The organism is Asticcacaulis sp. MM231, assembly GCF_964186625.1.
GTDB lineage: Bacteria > Pseudomonadota > Alphaproteobacteria > Caulobacterales > Caulobacteraceae > Asticcacaulis.
Map to the genome: position 1 here is coordinate 488,793 of NZ_OZ075109.1, position 19,132 is coordinate 507,924.

12 protein-coding genes are annotated in these 19,132 nt (G+C 57.9%); 2 read left to right on the forward strand and 10 right to left on the reverse strand.

The window, feature by feature from the left end; all coding sequences use genetic code 11:
• Positions 1 to 4: 4 nt before the first annotated feature.
• The 8 genes from ABQ278_RS18915 to ABQ278_RS18950 all read right to left on the reverse strand — a co-directional run bounded on the left by ABQ278_RS18915 (position 5) and on the right by ABQ278_RS18950 (position 10,439).
• Positions 5 to 1,546, reverse strand: coding sequence for a tryptophan halogenase family protein (locus ABQ278_RS18915; protein ID WP_349322575.1), 1,542 nt, complete (start codon positions 1,544 to 1,546; stop codon positions 5 to 7).
• 100 nt (positions 1,547 to 1,646) lie between these two features.
• Entirely contained in the window at positions 1,647 to 2,333 is a 687-nt protein-coding gene (locus ABQ278_RS18920) for a DUF6445 family protein (RefSeq protein WP_349322576.1), read from the reverse strand.
• Between the two features lie 342 nt (positions 2,334 to 2,675).
• The gene (locus tag ABQ278_RS18925) at positions 2,676 to 3,296 is read right to left on the reverse strand and encodes a CC0125/CC1285 family lipoprotein (RefSeq protein WP_349322577.1); all 621 of its coding nucleotides are present in this window, start codon (positions 3,294 to 3,296) and stop codon (positions 2,676 to 2,678) included.
• Positions 3,297 to 3,391: 95 nt separating this feature from the next.
• Positions 3,392 to 6,457, reverse strand: a complete 3,066-nt coding sequence (locus ABQ278_RS18930) for a TonB-dependent receptor (protein WP_349322578.1) — start codon at positions 6,455 to 6,457, stop codon at positions 3,392 to 3,394.
• Positions 6,381 to 6,653, reverse strand: coding sequence for a hypothetical protein (locus ABQ278_RS18935; RefSeq protein ID WP_349322579.1), 273 nt, complete (start codon positions 6,651 to 6,653; stop codon positions 6,381 to 6,383). Before ABQ278_RS18935 ends, ABQ278_RS18930 begins: the two co-directional genes overlap by 77 nt.
• Before the next feature lie 765 nt (positions 6,654 to 7,418).
• Complete coding sequence (locus ABQ278_RS18940; RefSeq protein ID WP_349322667.1) at positions 7,419 to 8,909, reverse strand: alkaline phosphatase; 1,491 nt, start codon at positions 8,907 to 8,909, stop codon at positions 7,419 to 7,421.
• Positions 8,910 to 8,936: 27 nt separating this feature from the next.
• Entirely contained in the window at positions 8,937 to 9,815 is an 879-nt protein-coding gene (locus tag ABQ278_RS18945) for a FecR domain-containing protein (RefSeq protein WP_349322580.1), read from the reverse strand.
• 33 nt (positions 9,816 to 9,848) lie between these two features.
• On the reverse strand, positions 9,849 to 10,439 hold the full coding sequence (locus tag ABQ278_RS18950) for an RNA polymerase sigma factor (RefSeq protein WP_349322581.1): 591 nt from the start codon (positions 10,437 to 10,439) through the stop codon (positions 9,849 to 9,851).
• A 223-nt stretch (positions 10,440 to 10,662) separates the two neighbouring features.
• Here ABQ278_RS18950 and ABQ278_RS18955 point away from each other — a divergent pair, with 223 nt between their 5' ends.
• The gene (locus tag ABQ278_RS18955; RefSeq protein WP_349322582.1) at positions 10,663 to 13,653 is read left to right on the forward strand and encodes a TonB-dependent receptor; all 2,991 of its coding nucleotides are present in this window, start codon (positions 10,663 to 10,665) and stop codon (positions 13,651 to 13,653) included.
• On the opposite strand, the gene ABQ278_RS18960 is transcribed toward ABQ278_RS18955, so the two are convergent.
• Both ABQ278_RS18960 and ABQ278_RS18965 read right to left on the reverse strand, forming a co-directional pair.
• Positions 13,650 to 14,717, reverse strand: coding sequence for a hypothetical protein (locus tag ABQ278_RS18960; RefSeq protein ID WP_349322583.1), 1,068 nt, complete (start codon positions 14,715 to 14,717; stop codon positions 13,650 to 13,652). The two genes, ABQ278_RS18955 and ABQ278_RS18960, sit on opposite strands and share 4 nt — an antisense overlap.
• Positions 14,718 to 14,815: 98 nt before the next feature.
• Positions 14,816 to 17,572: a TonB-dependent receptor gene (locus ABQ278_RS18965; protein WP_349322584.1), complete on the reverse strand. Its 2,757-nt coding sequence runs from the start codon at positions 17,570 to 17,572 to the stop codon at positions 14,816 to 14,818.
• 232 nt (positions 17,573 to 17,804) lie between these two features.
• On the opposite strand from ABQ278_RS18965, the gene ABQ278_RS18970 reads away from it, so the two are divergent.
• Positions 17,805 to 19,124, forward strand: coding sequence for a hypothetical protein (locus tag ABQ278_RS18970; protein WP_349322585.1), 1,320 nt, complete (start codon positions 17,805 to 17,807; stop codon positions 19,122 to 19,124).
• The last annotated feature ends 8 nt before the right edge of the window (positions 19,125 to 19,132 follow it).

Consider the following 19,132-nt stretch of genomic DNA (forward strand, 5'->3'; position numbering starts at 1 on the left):
GGCCCTACCCTGCCTTCGCCACAAGCGGTTCAGTCTTCGACGCCGCGCCAAATTGTTTGAGATAGGCGGCATGATCCGGCAAGTCCGCCACCGACATCTGGATACGTCGGCGCAACGCCTCGGCATGTTGCCTGACCTCTTGCTCCGGCGCCTTGTCGGCCCGAGGATCATAGCCTTGAGGCAAAAGATTTTGACCCAGCATGACAGCCACCCAGCTTGGCGGCAGAAACACCCCGAATTCATAGCGGGTCAGATGACCACGTGTCAGCCACGCCGATATCTTTTCCTGCAAACTGTCCGGCAAGGTCAGATTGCGGAAATGGCGCCACATCTCAGTGTCATCGCGCTGTGTGGCGACGTAATGCAGGAGCAGGAAGTCACGCACCCGTTCAAAATTCAAACCCATGCGGCGGTTGTATTCCGTGCGGTCTGACTCCATGAACCGCTTGTCAGGAAAGATCTGAAGCAGCTCGGTAATGCCTTCCTGAATCAGGTGGATAGAGGTGGATTCGAGCGGCTCAAGAAAGCCCGCCGCCAGACCGATGGCGACAACGTTCTTGTTCCAGAACGCGCGACGGCGGCCGGTCGTAAAATATAGCTGCCGCGGGTCAGCCAGTTTTGGCGCATCGAGATTGCCCAGCAAACGGTCGGCCGCCGCATCGTCGGAGATAAACTCGCTGCAATAGACGTGGCCATTGCCCGTTCTGTGTTGCAAGGGGATGCGCCATTGCCATCCCGCCTCCAGCGCCGTCGCGCGCGTAAACGGCGTCAAAGTCCCGCGCGACTCGCAAGGTACGGCGATCGCGCGATTGCACGGCAGCCATTGGCTCCAGTCGTCGTACCCTGTGTGCAGGGCCTGCTCGATCAAGATACCACGGAAGCCGGAACAGTCGACGTAGAGATCGGCATGAAGCGTCTGCCCGCTGTCCAGAGTGACGCTGTCAATGTGACCAGTGCGGGCGTCCAGAGCGGTAGCCATGACCTTGCCCTGAACGCGGACAACGCCATTGGCCTCGGCAAACTGGCGAAGAAACGCCGCATAGCGCGTGGCGTCGAATTGATAGGCATAGCCAAAGGACGATTCAATCTGGCTTTTATCCGTGGAAGGATGCCGGAATCGAGACTGCTCTGCCGCCATAATGGAGTAGGCATACTCATCAAGCCTGTGTGTCTCGCCAAGCTTTTGCAGGCGAAGCCAATGTTGGTAAAACGGTAAATTGTTGAGCTCTTGTCCATAGTCGCCAAAGGGATGGATGTAGCGATCGCCGATCCGCCCCCAATTGCAAAACTCGATACCGAGCTTAAACGTGGCCTCTGTCGCTCTCATAAAGCCGGCTTCATCTATGTTCAGTGCATTGTTGAAGCTGCGGATGGCAGGCAAGGTGGCCTCCCCCACACCGACCGTTCCGATTTCGTCGGATTCGATCAGAACGATGTATACCGGCAGGCCTTTCAGCTTATGCGACAGCGCGGCAGCCGTCATCCAGCCGGCCGTGCCGCCACCCAAGATACATACCGTATCGATGGCGTCAGGAGGTAAACTCATGGCCTGTCGTCTCCACGTTTATTTGGGCTGGTTGCCGTAACGGCACCAGCTTGCATCTGCTGCTGAAAAGCATGAAGATCACGACCAGACAGGAAGACACTCATGCTGTAGCCCCTTGGGTGCGCACAAATATATTGCCCGTAAGGCGACCCTTTCGCGGATCATCGCTATAGGCGAAATCTGGCGATATATAACCGGAATGCAGCAGAAAGCCCTGATAGATCACCAGGCGATTAAAGCGCGCTTCAACCGAGAAAATTTTCTCATACAGATCGTCATAAGCCGAGACATAACTGGCCGAGGCGCGATCGAGGCTTTGCGCTTCCGTGGAAAGCGCCTGCCGTAACCTTTGAGAGTTACCCGTGTCGGCCCGCTCAAGCCCTGTGCCGATATGACGATAGAAGGCGGTCCCTGTCCCCGGCAAATCATGCAGGTGATGCAGAACCGCCAACACGCTGTGATCGTCGCAATCGACATGCGGGACGCGCTGGACCGCGCGCAGTCCCTCAGGCCTTGTTGTCAGTAGTGAAAAACTGGCCTCGACAACGGCAAAGTCCTTGGCGGCAAAACCTTTGAGGATATACGGCGCCGCTGTTTGCAAAGCGGACAGCACGTAGACCGACGCCGCATCACCGGGTGAGATTTGACGCCTCTGACCAGGATATGCGGTGGCGCCCTCCGGCGGGAATGGCGCAAGGGCCGCAGCAGCCTCCACAACCTTATGCGCGTCATCTAAAAAGTCATCGATGACAACAACGCGCGATCCGGAGTTTCCGATGTCATGCACGTCAACCTTCATCTCCAGGCTTGCCTCCCTATGGCTTGGGCACTAGGGCCTTTTTTGAAGGCTTTTTGTTTTTGAATCCACTAAAGACCGATTTCGACGCAAGAAGCCATGCCTAAAATGAGAAAAAGGGGCGCCGCACGTCTCGGGTGCGACACCCCAACACACATATGGCGTCAATTTTCGGGAGAAGACTGAAACCGATTACATCGTATGATATTTGACTAAAAAATCAATCCCATTTACCTGCAATTATTTGAAATAATTAAATAAAATGTCAAATCTGCAATAATGCGCAACCCTCATTGCTTCCATGAAGGCTGTGCATTTGGGGTATTGAACAGCCTACTTCAATCCGGCACGAATTTCCTCGCTTGTAGCCTTGGCGTCAAAAATCTCAGGCTGCTTGGAGAGGCCGGCAAAATTGGCCTCGTCGCCCTTGCCCATTTGGATGATGAGTACGGCCTGAACGACAGTCTTTGGCCGCCAGCGTTCCAGGACCGAGGGCGGAACATCACCACCACCATATCCGCCGGTAGACGGCCCCATATTGACATTCGCATCTCCGCCACCAGAGCCGGCGGATTGATCTCCACCGGAGCCGGTACCGGCAGTCTCGTTGCCCATGAATGCACCCGTCCGGCCGGCGATATCATTGGCGCTACCGACTTCGACTTCGCGAATGGTGGTGGCGATGACCGCGAACCATTCAAAGCCAGATTCTTGAGTGAACTCGGCCGCCCGAAGCAAGGCCAGGTTCGCTGCCTGATCGCGCTTCATTCTGGCGTCACCGGTGTAAGTGACAACGTAACGGCCATTATCAATGGCCGTGGTTGAATATCCGACACCGCCCTTTGGGCCGGCCGCTTGATATACGGGAGCCTTGGCCAAAGCCGGACCCGACAGGACGACCGTGGCTGTGCCGAGGCACAGCAAGGCCGATAACAGTCCTAAAGATTGCCTCATCTTGCGCTTCCTTTGTCTTTTGCGTTTTGAACGCGTCTGAAGGGGGACATGACTCAAGGAGCGGTCAGAAAGCCGCTCCTTGATCATCATAGGCCCTAGTACTGGTATTGAACACTCAGCACGAAGCGGCGGTCGTTCATGAAGCTGAACCGGTCGACACGCTGCCCATTGGCGTTGACCAGAGCCGTCGCCTTGTTTTTGGTATCCAACAGGTTGGAACCGTTCAGGCTGATCTGCAACTGGCGATTGACCTTGTACTTGATCGATCCGTCGAGGAATCCGACATCCGAAAGATAAATCGGGTCGCCGGTGATGTAGTCACGGTAGGTCGTCAGGTTCTCGGACCGCCAGTTATAGGCCGCACGCGCTTCCCATTTGCTGTCCTGGTAGATACCGACGATGTTGAAGATGTACTTGGACTGGCCCAAGAGATCCTTGACACCGAAGCGGTAGATGGTGCCGAAGTCGTCAGGTACTCCATTACCATCGGTATCGATAGACGCCGGAGGTGGGGTGGCGCTGGCTTCGATATAGGTGAAGTTCGATTGCAGGCCCAGATGCGAGAAGATACCGGGCAAGAAGTCATAGAACTGTTGATAGGCCAGTTCCACGCCCTTGATCTGGGCTTCGTCGGCATTGACCTGACCACCATAGACGATATTGACGGTCTTGCCATCCAGCGTCTTCGAACCCAAGGTAACATCGCCGCCTTGAATGATGTTCTGCAGATCCTTATAGAAGAGAGCGGTCGAAACAGTACCCCCCTTGAAGTACCATTCCCAAGACAGATCGAAGTTGTCCGAGGTGATGGGCTTCAGGTTCGGATTACCACCGGTGATCCGGATCTGGTCGAGCGAGATATTTTGGGCGCCACGATCCACACCGAACAGAGGATCCTCTATGCAAGTCGTAGCTGGAGCTACTGGAGTGCACTTCACGATTGGTGGATACGCGGTTCGGGTAGTGACGGCGTTGGTCACCTGTCCGGCACGCATGTCCTGAATGTTCGGGCGGCTCAGGTTTTGGCTGGCGCCAAAACGGATAAGCATCTCGCTGTTCAGGTTCCACTTCAGGTTAAACGAAGGCAGCCAATGTGTGTCCTTGACAGAAACCGTGCGAGGGGTCGCCAGGCTCTGCAGGAACAGGGTTGTTTCCGGCAGGAAGTCTTGCGGCGCGTCACGGGATTCGGCGTCCGGCGTCCGCGGACTACCCACCGTCGACGCTGTTTGTAAATCCTCATCAAACGGCTTGTAGGCCATGAAGCCGGTCGAGGCGAGTTCGGTTGAGGTATAGCGCACACCGAAATTACCATCGATCGACATGCCGTTGTTGAATTCCTTGCCGAAATTCATCATGGCGTAAAGGTTGGTGGTTTTTTCAATGACGTCAGAGGTACGCGCGGGATCGTAGTTCGGCGAACCATCCGCTTTCAGTTGCGACTTCCAGCCCAGCTTCGAGGTGCCATCGGCATTGTTGAAGGTTGGCTCGTTGTTCATGTAGTTGGTCAACTTGATCGGATCAAGCAGCAAGTCAGACCGGATAGCGAGGAACTTGGTGTTCTCGCCTTGTAACACACCGCCACGATAGAAATCGGCATAGTCGATCGTTTCATAGGCGGGCGTCGCCTGACTGGCGAACAGACCAAGGCCGGTATCGTCCCAGGCAGGTGCAACGCTGGCCCAGTTAACATCCATTTCCTGGTTCACTTGGCTGCGTTCCGAATAACGCGCGCCAAACTTGACCGACTTGAACCAGGTCTCACCGGCAAAATCATACTGCACGTCGGCCTTGAACGCCGTCAGTTCGCCCGTACCATCGTGGTGACCCTCACCGGCATAGAGCCAGAAGGCGGCGTTTGGGTCAGCCATACCGTTTTGCGCAGTGGGAGTATAGGCGTAGACGGGGTCGCCATTGCCATCCACTCCCGTTTGCACAGCGCCAGCAACTTGCCCCGGATTGATTTTCGTGCGCGGATCCGCTGTCAGGGTAACCTGTGGGTTATCAAGGCCCGGCACGATGAAGGCATTTGCCCAGGTCTGAGCACCGCCCCAGATTTCGGTAGATTTCGCCGATGCCTTGGTCTTTTGCGCATCGAGCTCAATAAACAAGCGATCCGAGGGACGCCATTTGAAGTTCAGGCTCAAATCTTCCGTGGTGGTCGTTTCGCGCTTGCCGATACCCAGAACCGTTGGCCCCAGACCATAGGCGCCAATCCAGCTGTCGAAATCGTTCGTCACCATGCCAGACGTCATCAGGCCACCATCGACCGCAAACTGCGTTTCGCAATAGTCTACGGGGCGCACCGGAGACGTGCTGACCTCAGGCACGTTACATCTGTTAAGACCTGCCAACGTGGTATTATCAAAGGTCGCATCCGTGATCTTATATCTCTGGTTGTTGCCACCAGCAGGGAACAATTCGAGCGTATGCTCAACGCTCGCGGTTTTGTTGATGACCTTAATATACTTACCCGTCAGGCGCATATTGTCGTTTTTCCACTGCGCAGCCAGATAGGCACTGGAACGGTCACGATCAATGTCACTGGCACGCAACTGGAAGCCTTCGATGACACCCACGGTCTTGCCGGGGACAATCTCGGTGACCGACGAAGGCTCGTTGGCGCTAGTGTCCGGATTGCCAGTATTGGCACCCCGCGGAATCGGCGCCGGCTGTTGCCAACCGTTATAGGTGGACTTCAGGTTCGACGTCGACAGCGCGCCCATCAGACCGAATTCACCGACGCTGGTCGACCAGCGATTGCCGATGACGGCATTGTAGGAGGGCGAAAACTTCTTGGCGAGATCGCCATAGTTCACGTCCATTGAGACGGCGGCGAAATAGCCCTTGCGATCAAACGGCTCTAGAGTGCGCAGATTGATCGAACCGCCTATGCCGCCTTCGATCAGGTCGGCGGAGGTGTTTTTGTAAACGTCGACGCCGCCGACGAGCTGGGGCGGGATGCTTGACCAATCGAGCGAACGGCCACCATTGGCCGAAAATGCGTCACGACCGTTGAACTCCGAGCGCACGAAACCCAAGCCACGAATGAGGTTACCGCGACCTTCGGGCGACGGGAAGTCAGGGCTACCACCAATGGAGAAGCGGGTGACGGTTACGCCTGGCACGCGCTGCAGGGCTTCTGCGACAGACAGGTCGGGCAAGGATGCCACGTCCGAGGCGCTGATCGAATTCGACAAAGGTCGAGGCTTTGCGCTTGGTCGTAGCGGCAGTTTGAAGCGAGTTACGGATACCGGTGACGACCACGACCTGTGTATCGTCGGGCGCTGCGGTCGTTTCGGTAGCGGCAGGCTGAGCCGCTGGCGCAGCGTCCTGCGCAAAAGCCGTCGTGTAGGACATAGCCGCCGCAATGGCTGTAGATCCCAACAAAAGACGATAAATAACTGACTTTGATTTCATCATGAACTCCCCGTTTTATTTCATTTTTTTTGATAGATTTTTTAGACGACCGCGAACCTGGACCGACGCGTCAAGCTTGGGGCGGCGACCCCGAAAACCACACGCTTTCATTCTCGGATACAGTTTCAATGACGCCATGCAGACGCACGCGTCCGCAGCGATACCTGGTTTTTAACCTCCCTATGTTGTTTTGAATCTCGGAGATTTGGCTATCCAGCCGTTACTCTGAGAAGCTTATTTATAACTCAGACAATACATGGACGCATTTTGAACGCAATCGGCGTCTCTGCGTTATGTAAAATATATGAAATTTTGTTGCAATAATGCTACTTTAGCGACGGACTACGATTAGGTCAACATCCGCCTACATTTATTAGACCCGCAAGAGAATTTACAAAGCCGACTTAAAACAAGGCATTGTATTTGAACATTAAATCAATATGACAAGGAATTTTGCCATTTAGTTCAAATTTGACAAAACTGTCAAATAATACCCGGGCGAATTATATATGGTAATTATTTTTGCTAATAATCACAACGCCACCTTGCCGGGCGCTGGTGGCGCGCACACTTTTGGATAGCAATTTACTAGCCCTATTGACCGAACGACTTTGACGTTACTCTGGAGTGATCCTGAACAAATGCGGATAAAGACACGCGAATCGACACAGGTCTCCCTACCGAGCATCGCGTGTCAAACAGCTCTTAACGCTTCAACCCCAGTGCATAAGCCATAACCTGGTAGATGTAGCTCAACTCGACCGTTCCGGTCAGCAGATGGGCCTGCGGGCCGCTGGCATAGATCGGCACGTCCTCACCGGCGTGCTGGGCGCTGTCGACATAGGTCAGGGCGGGCTGGGTATAGTCGGGGCTTACGGCCTCGTCTTCGGTTGGCGCGGGTCTCGCTACCCCGTTCTTGGGACCGCCGGGACCGGTGGCGTAGGAAAGCGTCGTGCGCGCATGGCCATTGCCGTCGAGTTCGTCCTTCCCGTGATTGCGCGCCAGCCCCATGATCGGCTCCTCGCGGGTCGAGCCGGCTGAGAACACAAGACCATGACTGTGGTCCGCCGTCACAATGATCAGGGTATCGGCGGCGCTGGTCTTTTCCATCGCCACCTGGACGGCCTTCGACAATTCATCCACGTCGGTCATGGCGCGATAGGCGTTATTCTGGTGATGCCACTTGTCGATGGAGGCCGATTCCACCAGCAGAAAATAGCCCTTAGGATTTTTCGCCAGCACATCGATCGCCTTGGCCGTCATGTCGTCGAGTCCAGGCACATCGAAATGCTGTGCCGTATCAACGGGCGACGGAAGGTCGCCTTCGGCAAACAGGCCAAGCAGATGGTCGGTCTTTGTTGCATCCACCGCCTTGAGATCGGCCGCGCCACTGACGAACTGGGCACTGGAGGACTGACCCTGCCATTCTTTCGTCAGGTCACGGCCGTCGACGCGCCCCCCTTTGCGCGGATCGGTATCGGGCAGAAATTTGGTCAAATCGCCCCCTAAGGCCACATCCATGCGGATGGCGGCAGGCGCTTCGACGAGTTGCCGCGCCAGATCAATGCAGCCGTTTTCAACCGCTTCGGCCGTCAGGTCGCTGTCGGCGCGCCAGTTGCGATACGGTGTGTGGCCATAGCCCCCCGCCGGGGTGGCGTCGGTAATCCCGGCCGTTGTGACAACCCCAGCCGACAGGCCATTGAGTTTCGCCAGTTCGGCCACGCTTTGCACCCGCGCCTTCAGCGAGCCACGGCACTTTTTCCCGACGACCGTGCCATCTACACCGATCGCGCCGTTGATTGTCTTGATGCCGGTCGTGATCGCCGAAATGCCGTTGGCGGAATCGGTGACCAGTTTGTCGGTCGAATAGGTCTTTGAGAAGCCGGTATAGGGGAGTTTGTCGAACGACAGGGCATAGCTGGCGCCATCAAGCCCGCGCTGCTGGCCGGCGAAGATGCGTCCGGCGGTCACCGAATTAATGCCCATGCCGTCACCGATGAAAAGGATGACGTTCCTGGCGCGACCGGTATTGGGCGTGCGCTTGAGGGCCTCAGCCAGAGCCTGCTCACCCTGGTAGAAATAGATGTTGGTTTTCGCATCTACGGTCGGCGGAACCTTGTCAGCCGATTGCGCCTGAACGGTCAGCGGCAGGAAGGCCAGCATGGCAACGGTCGACAACAGAGCAAAAGAACGCATCACGGTACTTTCCAAAAATTTTAAGGCCTATTTCGACAGTTCGGTCGCACTGCCGGTCGTCTTGGCATCTATGCCGTATAGCTTTTGCAGGGCCATAACGAAATGATCTGAATCTCCAGCATCGAAAATACCGCTGACACGGATCGTTTCCAGCCTGCGGTCGCTCAGTTTGATCGGCACAGGATTATAGCGGTTCATTTCGCTCAAGGCCTCGGCCAGCGGCGTATCCGAAAAATAGATGCGATGCTCAAGCCAGTTTTCGATGCGCAGGCGTGCCGCCGGATAGCGCGCCACAGCCACCCCCTCAGCGCTCATACGCACCCCCTCACCCGGCGACAAGGCCACAACCCCATTACCCTCCACGTTTTTGTCCCGTCGCGGACCGGTCCTGACATGGCCTTCAAGCAGGCTGACATCGACGGTGCGATCCGGTCGCAGACTGACGTCGAACTTCGTGCCCGTTACCCGTACCCGGGTCTCCCCACTGACCACATAAAAGGGTTGGGTATCGGACTTATGAGCCACATCAAAGAAGGCCTCGCCCGACAGCAGAGCCACCTCACGCTTGTCACCGCGGACACGCACCTCGATACGACTGTTGGTGTTCAAGGTGACGTGCGAACCATCGGCCAGGTCCACCCTCTTTTGTTCGCCAATGGCGCTTTGATAGGTCAAGGGGCGATCGCGCCACACCCCATAGCCGCACACGGCCACCACCAGAGTCGCGGCCAGCGCACCCCATACACCGAAAGTGGCATAGCGAGCAGGCTTGCGCACCGGCGCGGTCAATTCCGCCGCATCATCCAAGGACAGCAAGCCGATGGCGTCCCAGACGTCCTGCAGTTCCACGTCGTCCGGAAAGTCCGCGCTATCATTGGCGGCCGTTGTGTTACGCTTGTCGGTCATTGATGACTTCTGATCGTCCCTGAACTTTGTAAATTATGTTTCGAACCATCCGCTATCCTTAAGTATGGCGCGGCACTGAATGAGGGCCTGGCTCAACTGACGCTGAACGGTGCGCATTGGCGTCCCGCTTCTTTGCGATATATCGGCCAGACTGCGGCCTTCAACGCGATGTTGCAAGAGCACCCTTCGCTCCGCCGGCGGCAAACGCCCGATCGCCTGACGGATCAGGTCAGCGTTTTGCCGCCACCTCACCTCATCGAACGGCGATGGTCTTTCCGTCGCCAGGGCTTCGGGCAATTCAATGTGTGTCTCGCTCTCGCGCGTCCGGCGCCGGCGATAGAGGTCTCTTAAGACGCTGTCTGCCGTCTTGAAGACGTAGGTCGCATTAAAGTCCGGCGGTGGCACGCCCCTGGCCAGGCGCGAAAGCCGCGCGTAAATATCCTGCAAGGCGTCATCGGCGTCTTCGGGCTTGACAGCCCGGTACAGGTAGCGCTTCAGCCGCACCCCGAAACGCGCCATGACCTCATGCATCAGACGCGCGTCATCACCTAAGGTGGTTACACCAATAGTTTTCGACGGCAAGACCGCATCTTCGAGATCCATAGCGGAACCCGCCCTACTCATGTCATGACCTTCAGGCACAGCATATGCCCCTTTTACTAACAGACGCGCGCCTGCGGCCTTTACGCCACAAATGCCAACATTTTTATGAAAGGGCGGAGGATCACCGCCTGACGTCACAAATCCATAGCAATAGCCCGCTAAGGCCAGACGATGGCCGACAGGCCCTGACGCCTGTTTCGCCACGATTATCACCCTTCGTTGGTACGGGATAGCCGGCGCTTTCATGTTCAAGATCGCCTGGTTCATAGCTGCGGGCTTGTGCCTTCCCCTGTCGGCAACGGCCATGCCGCGTGCCTTCAATGTGCCCGAACAAAGTCTGGCAGACGCCCTTCCCCAGCTCGCCGCCCAAGGTCATGTGCAGCTACTCTTTTCCGCCGATCATCTCTCGGGCCGGAACAGCGCACCGGTGCGCGGTCATATGGAGCCACTGGCGGCTTTTCAGCGCGCGCTGGCGCGCAGCGATCTCGTGGTCAGCGCCGTCGGCGATACCACCTTCGTGATATCGCCAGCGCCGCCGCCACGCGCGAAACCTGTCGTCACCCGTGTGGAAGCAGCCAGGCCGATCGAGGTCGCCGTGATTGCCCGGCGCCACAAACTGGATGCCTCATCCGCTCCAAACCTTGCCAGCCTAGCCACCGCGCCGGCCGCTGTCATGTCACGTTCCGGCCTTGAGCGAAGCGGGACGCGCAATGCCGTCGAGGCTCTGGCGACCTTGAGCGGGGTTACCGTGCTCAATACCGGCCATTCCTTTATCGGCGGGGTCGATGGCGCCTCTCGCGGTGAGGGCATGTACGCCGCCATTCGCGGGCTCAATACCGAACTGTCGCTCAACCTGATCGATGGCATAGCCATGGCTCAGGGCATGCCCTACACCCGCGCGGTGCAACTCAGCCTGCTCCCGCCCGACGGTCTGGCCGAGGTCGTCATCCGTAAAACCTCCTCGGCCGATATGGACGGCGACGCCATCGGCGCCACGCTTGACTGGCGCACCCCAAGCGCTTTTGATTTCAGCCGCAGGCGATACGCTGGCTTTAGCATCGGCCTGCGATCGGAAAGTCAGGCGGTGGCTTACGGCGACACAAGGACCGGCAATGCCGTCTCTGCCGAATTCGCCGGCCGGTTCGGCGCCTCGGATACTCTGGGTCTTTATCTCAGCCTTTATTCTGACCAGCGTTACTACGCAAACGCCGAGCTGGCCGGCATCATGAGCGCTCAGAATGACAGGGCCTGGGCCTTTCGTCTGGCCGATGGTCCGACCGGTGACAATCCGGATGGCGTCGATCCGGCCGATAACGCCATCCTGACCGGACTTGACGCCGGTGTTTCCACAGGCTCTACCCAACGTACCGGCGGATTTGTCTCGGCGGACTGGCGCCCGTCCGACGCGATCAGCCTGTTTTTGAAACTGGCCGCAGCCCATGCCGATACCGAACAGAACTCGACCTTAAGCCAGTTGGTGCCGGGTGATGTTACCTGGCTCGCCGATGCCACGACTGGTCTCTTTGGCCTGAACGTCGGCACGGTATCGACGCGCGTCTGGTATGAGACCAACCCCGAAGCCATGACCCTGGCCCAGTTTAAACTGGGCGGTCGATTCCGCATCGCGCGCCTGACGCTCACCCCCACCCTCTTTGCCGGCTATTCCGAAAACACCTTGCCAGGCCACATTGAGGCCTCTACGCGCGTCAACCAGAACGACAGCCAGAATATCGACCAGACCGCCAGGCCGCTCAACGGCAATCTTATATATTATGACGACAACGGTTTGCCCGTGCCGATGATGACGAACGCTATCTATAGCGATCTCGACAACGCCAACACTGCCCTGCTGGCGCGCCGGGCGGGACAGGTCACCGCGCAAACCTCAAGTCAGATTCGCTGGGGTGTGAAGCTGGATGCGAGCTACACCCTAAATTCAGGCGCCCTTCAAAGTCTCGACGCCGGCCTCAAATACAGCGCGAGCCACAGGCGCGCCACCTACCGGGACTGGACCAACGGCTTTTTCGCCGATGTGACGGGGCAAGCCGGCCTGACGTGGGCGGCGCTTGGGATTTCCGACCGATATTACGATCATGCCTTTCCCGGTCTCTATGACTGGCGCATTCCCAAGGTCGACCACAATCGTCTGGTGGATTATTTCAACACCTACAAGACCGAGGCCAGCCTCGACACCTGCGGCGTGCTGGCGGTCAACAACTACAATTGCGACACGCAGGAAGGCGAGGAAGACGTCTCCGCCGCCTATATCTCCGCCCGTTTTGTGACGCAGAGGCTGGAGATCGTGCCGGGCCTGCGTTTCGAGCACAGCGACCTTCAGAACACCTACTGGCTCATACCCTATAACGACGAAGTCGAGCAGCCGGGAGGCTGGCGGCAGAGCCGGTCAACATATGAGGCATGGCTGCCCAGCCTGTTCATGACGTGGCAGGGCGCCGGCGGTGAGTTTCGCTTCGGTTTATGGCAAGCCTATGCCCGCCCCTCCTTCGTCCAACTCGCCGGCGGTGCCAAGACGACGGTAACGAACGGTGTCACCACCATCACCCAGGGCAATCCCGATCTGAAGCCAGTGACCGCGCTCAATCTCGACATGTCCGGCACCTGGCGAACGCAGAACCGGCGCGTCACCCTGAACCTCTATAGCAAGCACCTTCGGGATTACCTCTTCGATTACGGCACCACCTTAGACACGGCGATGGACGGGCAAACGGGCACGGTCCGATATGTTCAGCCGCGCAACGGCGGGAAGGGTCAGGTCACCGGTGTCGAGGTCGAGATCGAGCAACATCTTTCCGACCGTCTCACCGCCGGCATGGCCCTGACCGGGCAACATACGCAGGTGGATCTGGGCAGCGATGCGCTTGGCCGCCGCAAGCCGATCCAGAACGCGCCGGGGATATTGGCCAGCAGCACCCTCCGGTATACGGGCGCAAACTGGAGCGGCGACGTGATCTACAGCTACACCTCGGCCTATCTCTCGGTCTACAATACGCTGGGCGCCACCGGCACATGGGATGACACCTGGGTGCGGCCCCATCACGACGTCAATCTCCATCTGGGTTACCGCGTCAATACCCGTATTCAGCTCGACGCCAGCCTCGCCCATGTGCTGGGAGGGTATTCCTACTGGGCGCACGTCGGCAAACATGCGCTCAATATTTCGGATGTCATCCAGTCGGGACAGACCCTGAACATCAGCCTCAAATATACGTTTTAAAACAGACCGCGTGCCCTGAGCGGCTCAAGGAGCGCCAGTACGCCACGATCGCCCTCTCTGCGCCAGGCCTCGGCTATGCGATCAGCGCCTAATGTACTGAGAGCAATCAACCGGAAGTGCCAGGTGTAGGTTTTCACGTCAGCCGGATCGAACCCGAATGCACCGGCAGCCGCCGCCAAAGCTTCATTGGCCATGACAGCAGCAGGCTCGGCCACCATCCAGTTCTGATCGGAAAGGGTGTGGATATGACACTCTTCCGGCCAGACGCCCTTCGCCGGCAGATATTTGCTGGGATCGACACGTGCTATGATCGCCGCCGCCCGCAGCCAGTTGTCTACCTCTATCCTGTCACCGTCTTCCGGTGCGGCGTGGGCACAGGCCTGCACCTGAACCAGGCTCGCCGGCAAACCGCGTCGCATGGTTTCGGCCAGCCCTAGAATATGATGCGCGCCTGTGCCGGCTATGCTGATTTCTGGCATTTCCACCCCAATATCCTGCCACTGGAAGACCAGGCTCTTGGCCCAGTCATGCCAGATAACAGCGGCCGTCAAGGTGTCACGGTCAGGCGTCAAGCCCGACTGATCATGGTAGGCCTCTGCCAGATCAAGCGCGTTGAGCAAATTGAACGCCTCATGTTGTACAAGACCACCGGGCCAGTCATGGTGGCTGCCCTCGTTGCCACCCGGCGCCGCAAAAATCGGCTGTGGCAGATGCGGACACGGACTTTCATCCCCGACAACCAGCGGGAAAACGCCGTCCGTCAAATCTCCTCCGCCCTTTAGAAAACCCTGAGCGATGAGCGCGGTTACAATTCCTTGCTTGTCCTTATCGGTCAGGCCGACGCGGTGCGCGATGCAGGTCTCCGGTTCAAGCCCGTCGCGCGTCGCCCCTGCGAGTCTGCGGTCGCCTATGCCCTCGGCGGCGGCTTTCAGCTCGGCATAGGCTCTTTGCACAAAGGGTGAAGCCGCGGCGATAGCAGTCGCGGCCTGATTGCCAGCACCGGTCTGTGCATACGCACAGGTCGGCAGGCTCAAAATGAGCGCAATCACAAACAATATCTTCACAGCCTTAACCTTGAAAAAAGAGAAGCGGAAAGCCTTATGGCCTTCCGCTCCAAGTTAAGAACGCCGGTCGGAACGCCTACCGGTCGGCATTCCGGGGATCAGTAATCGTACTTCACGGTCAGCAAGGTGGTGCGGCCGGTATCGACAATGTCATTGATGGCAAAGCTGCGCTTACCGACATGCGCCCAGTAGCTGTAGTCCTTCAGCAGGTTGGCCACCGACAGGTCGATCTTCACATGGTCGTTGACCTTGTAACCGGCGTGCAGGTCGACGCGACGGGTCGGCTTGACCCAGACATCGACGCCACCGATCACGGCGTAGTTGGCCAGATAGGCGCCCTTGTAGCCATAGTTCAGGTCGAGGCTCATGCCGTACTTTTCATAGAAGATAGAGGCGTTGGCGAGCCATTCCGGGGCGTTTTGCATCGGCTTTTTCTGGCCGCTGCCAAGATCAGAGCCCAGATCGACGATCGTCCACTGGCGCGTCGCATTGCCACTCAGACCAAAGCCGCTCATCCAGCCCGGCAGGGTCGTGAACTTCTGGCGGATTTGCGCTTCCAGGCCGGTGACATGACCATCGCCACCGTTTTGCGGCATGGTGGTATAGACCTTGCCCTCAACCGCTTCCGTGCCGTTCAGGTAATTGCTGCCATTGTCGAAGATGTAGTTCGACAGGGCCTTGTAATAGGCCGATATCTGGGCGTGACCGCCGGCCGAGGTCGTCCATTCCGCCGCCAGATCATAGTTGACCGCGTCGATCGCCTTCAGGTCCGGATTGCCCTTGGTGATGGTGGTGGTGCCATCTTCGGAGGTTGAGGTCTGCGCGCCACCGCCCAGTTGGGTGAAGGGCGGACGGGTGTACGATGTCCAGATCGAGGCACGATATACGGCATTGCCGGCGGGGCGATAGTTGAGAAAGACGCTCGGCAAGACCTTGTCGTAGGTCGTCGTGTTGCTGTCGAATTGCCCCTTCCCCTGGACCCAGTAGGTGTTGTGGATCTGCGAATGTTCATAACGGGCGCCCGGTAGAACTTCCAGACTGCCGAAACTATAGTCCGCCATCACATAGGCCGCTGTGACGGCTTCGTTACCCTTTTGCGTATTGCAGTTATAGTTGTTGGCATAGTCACCGCCGCAGGTGTCGAAGCTGGCGTCGGTTTTGAACTTGTTGAAGTAATTCAGCAGAACGGATTCATTCACCTTGGGAACAGCCCAGTTGTAAACGCCCGGGAAGACAGAGCTATATTCGCCATCAGCGATACCGAGCGATGCCCAGGTCTCGCCACCATGACCCAGCGAATTGGCGAAGTGGGCATTGGTCCAGTCACGGTTGGTGACGCGGCGCAGGCTCTCGGTGAACTTGAAGCCTGTCTTGATATATTGCAGCGCGCCGCCATCGGCGTCATAGCGGGCATCCAGCTTGAAACCGCCCTTGGTCTGGTTGGAGAAGCTCTCCGTCAACTGACCGGAACGACGGGCCAGCAGCGCGGTGTCCGAATTGTTGAGGTCGTTATAGATGTCGGTCGTGTAAAGCGGGATCGGGAAGCCGTTATTATCATAGCCGATAGACAGGCCACCGAGCGGACGGTTGACACCATGATTGTAGTTATCGCTCTGATTGATGCGAGCCGATGCCTCGATGTGATCAGGACGGTCGTTATTGCCATAGCTCATGAAGACGCTGGGCGATAGGGTCCAGGCGCCGGCACGCTTTTCGCCGCCCAAAGTAAAGGTGGAGAGGGTCGCCACTTCCGGATTGGTTTCATACCAGACGCGCGTTGAAATCTGATCGACGCTCAGGGCGTAGCGATCTGTCGTGCCCACCTGCTTGTGGCTCTTGGAGGCGCTGGCGAATTGCGACAGGGTCGAGTTCTGCTCGGTGTCGGCACGGGCGTAAGAAGCGCGGGCATAGAGGCTGAGGGTGTCGTCGACGTTCCAGTCGAATGACAGATTGCCACCCCAGCGCTTAGTCGAACCGTTCGAGACGCCGACGTTGAGCCCCGTCTGGACCATGTTGGCTTCCTTATCGATGCCCGCATAGCTCTTGCCGTTCACATCGGTGACCAGGTAATCCCAGCCGCCGTCGTTCTGGGCCGCCATGATGCCGGCCAATTCCGAGTTGGCGTAGGCGCGTTCGTCATAGAACAGGCTGCCGTAGAAGCCGAACTGCTCATTCTGGCCAAACTTGATGGCGTATTCACCAGCGATACCACCGCCGAGGCCGGAGTCGTCGTAATCGCGCGCACGGCTTTCCAGACGGCCCGACAGGGTAACGCTGGCGTGGGTTTTGTCGGAGAAGTTGAAGGCCGTCGGCGTGCGGAAATCGACCGTGCCACCGATGGCGTCGCCGTCCATATCCGCGGTCGAGGTCAGGTTGAGCACGATGGTCTGCAAACCGGAAGGCGGCAGCAGCGACAACTGGACGCCGCGCGAATAGGGCATGCCCTGCGCCACCGTCACGCCGTTGATCATGTTGACATTGTATTCGCTGTTCATGCCGCGCAGCGACACGAACATGCCCTCACCGCGCGAGGCGCCATCGATGCCACCAAAGAAGGAGTTGCCGGTGTTCATGACGTTGACACCCGGCAAGGTGCCGAGCGCTTCGGCCACATTGTGCACGGCGGTGTGATCGAGATCGTCCTTGGACAGGACCGAAATGGTATTGATGGCCTTCATCTGCGCGTTGATGGCCTTGTCGCGGGTAGCGTAGACCACGACGACGGTCGATTGGTCAGCAGCCTCAGTATCGCTCGGCGCCGCATCCTGAGCGTGGGCAGCCGTCCAGGCCATGCCCAAAGTCATGACCGTAAGGGCCGAAGCCATCAGGCCTTGTTTGAAATTGCGTTTTGTCATGTGAGTCCTCAGCGAGACAGGGCGACACGACGCCGCCCCCCAAAGCGAGAGACGCAAGGCCTGGCACAACACGCAGATTTTTATAAAAAATTCACAAAACTCTGACATCGGCGCCGGCGTGTTAAAAGCCCCAGCACCCTCCGCCGCCAGACTAAGAAGCAGAACCTGTCATGAAGAGGATTGATCATTACGGCAACCCTACACTATAGTTGCACCGCAATGAGGGGGCGCGGTGTCATCAGATCGTATCAACGGGTGGAAGGCTATCGGGGCGTACTTCAACCGGGATCGCACGACGGTGATGCGCTGGGCTCGTACGCGTAACCTGCCGGTTCGCCGCCTCCCGGGTGGCAAGACCTCAACGGTCTTTGCGTTGCGCGAAGACCTGGATCAATGGGCTTCCAGCCAATCCAACCTTGATGACGATTCGCCTGGCGATACACCGGATAAAGGGACCATTCCGTCAAGAAGGATCTGGTTGTTTCTGACGGCGGGCGTGGCCGTCCTGATAGCTGTTGTCATAGCCATAGCTCTTCTGTGGTCGCACGACGCTAACGCACCGACTGCGCAGGCCCTGCCATCCGATCCCGCCCTCAGCCAACTCTATCTGCAGGCCCGGGACGACTGGGCGCAGAGACGACCGGAAACCCTGGCGCGCGCCATCGTGAGTTTTGAAACCCTCACCCGAGCGCAACCCGATTACGCCCCCGGTTGGGCTGGTTTGGCCGATGCCTACATTCTGGCGCGGGAGTTCGGCACAATCCCTGATGCCAACGCCTTCCCCAAGGCGAAGGCCGCCGCTGAAACCGCCTTGCGTCTTGATCGCGATCTTGCCAGCGCGCACCGTGCGCTTGGCTTTGTGCATTACTGGTGGGACAATGCCCCACGTGAAGCCGGTCTCGACTTTCGTCGCGCGCTGGCGCTGACGCCGCGCGATGCTCAAACCCATTTCTGGTATGGAAATATTCTGGCAGATAACGGTCTGCACATCGCCGCCATGCGCGAGCTGAATATGGCGCGCCTGATTGAGCCGGGATCCGTCGCCATTCAGGTCGATCTGGCGTGGGCGAAATGGGGCGCCGGTAACGAAACCGAAGCGCGACAGGCCTTGAGTGAGTTGGCACGCAGTCATCCGGACTTTGCCGTCACCTTCGATTGCCTCGGCGAAATCAAGCTGAGCGACGGGGACTATGTGGGTTATATTCAAAACCTGGGCACCTATGCGCGCCTGCGCAAGGACGAAGCCTTGCTCAAGGATGTCGAGATTTTGAGAGCAGCGTTGCAAACAGGTACAGCGTCCGTTCAGGACGTCCTGATGCAGCGCGCCCTGGCCGCGATCGCGTCTGGCGAACAAAAAACGCACATTCAGCCGGTCTTTCTGGCCTCGCTGGCGCAAAACCGAAAACAGACAATCGCCCTGCTCGAAAAGGCGGAAGCGCGCAAGGAGGTCTGGGGAAATGCTGCAACCACAGCTCAGATCAACAAGATATGGCTTGATGATACGGAGATTGCCGAACTTGTGCGGCGCCGCCGGGCCGAGCCGGTCGAGTAAGTCGTGGA

Bases quoted from the DNA above. Each gene is read 5' to 3' on its own strand.
- ABQ278_RS18915 (WP_349322575.1), bottom strand. From the start codon at position 1,546: ATGAGTTTACCTCCTGACGCCATCGATACGGTATGTATCTTGGGTGGC.
- ABQ278_RS18925 (WP_349322577.1), bottom strand. From the start codon at position 3,296: ATGAGGCAATCTTTAGGACTGTTATCGGCCTTGCTGTGCCTCGGCACA.
- ABQ278_RS18935 (WP_349322579.1), bottom strand. From the start codon at position 6,653: ATGTCCTACACGACGGCTTTTGCGCAGGACGCTGCGCCAGCGGCTCAG.
- ABQ278_RS18940 (WP_349322667.1), bottom strand. From the start codon at position 8,909: ATGCGTTCTTTTGCTCTGTTGTCGACCGTTGCCATGCTGGCCTTCCTG.
- ABQ278_RS18945 (WP_349322580.1), bottom strand. From the start codon at position 9,815: ATGACCGACAAGCGTAACACAACGGCCGCCAATGATAGCGCGGACTTT.
- ABQ278_RS18950 (WP_349322581.1), bottom strand. From the start codon at position 10,439: ATGAGTAGGGCGGGTTCCGCTATGGATCTCGAAGATGCGGTCTTGCCG.
- ABQ278_RS18955 (WP_349322582.1), top strand. From the start codon at position 10,663: ATGTTCAAGATCGCCTGGTTCATAGCTGCGGGCTTGTGCCTTCCCCTG.
- ABQ278_RS18965 (WP_349322584.1), bottom strand. From the start codon at position 17,572: ATGACAAAACGCAATTTCAAACAAGGCCTGATGGCTTCGGCCCTTACG.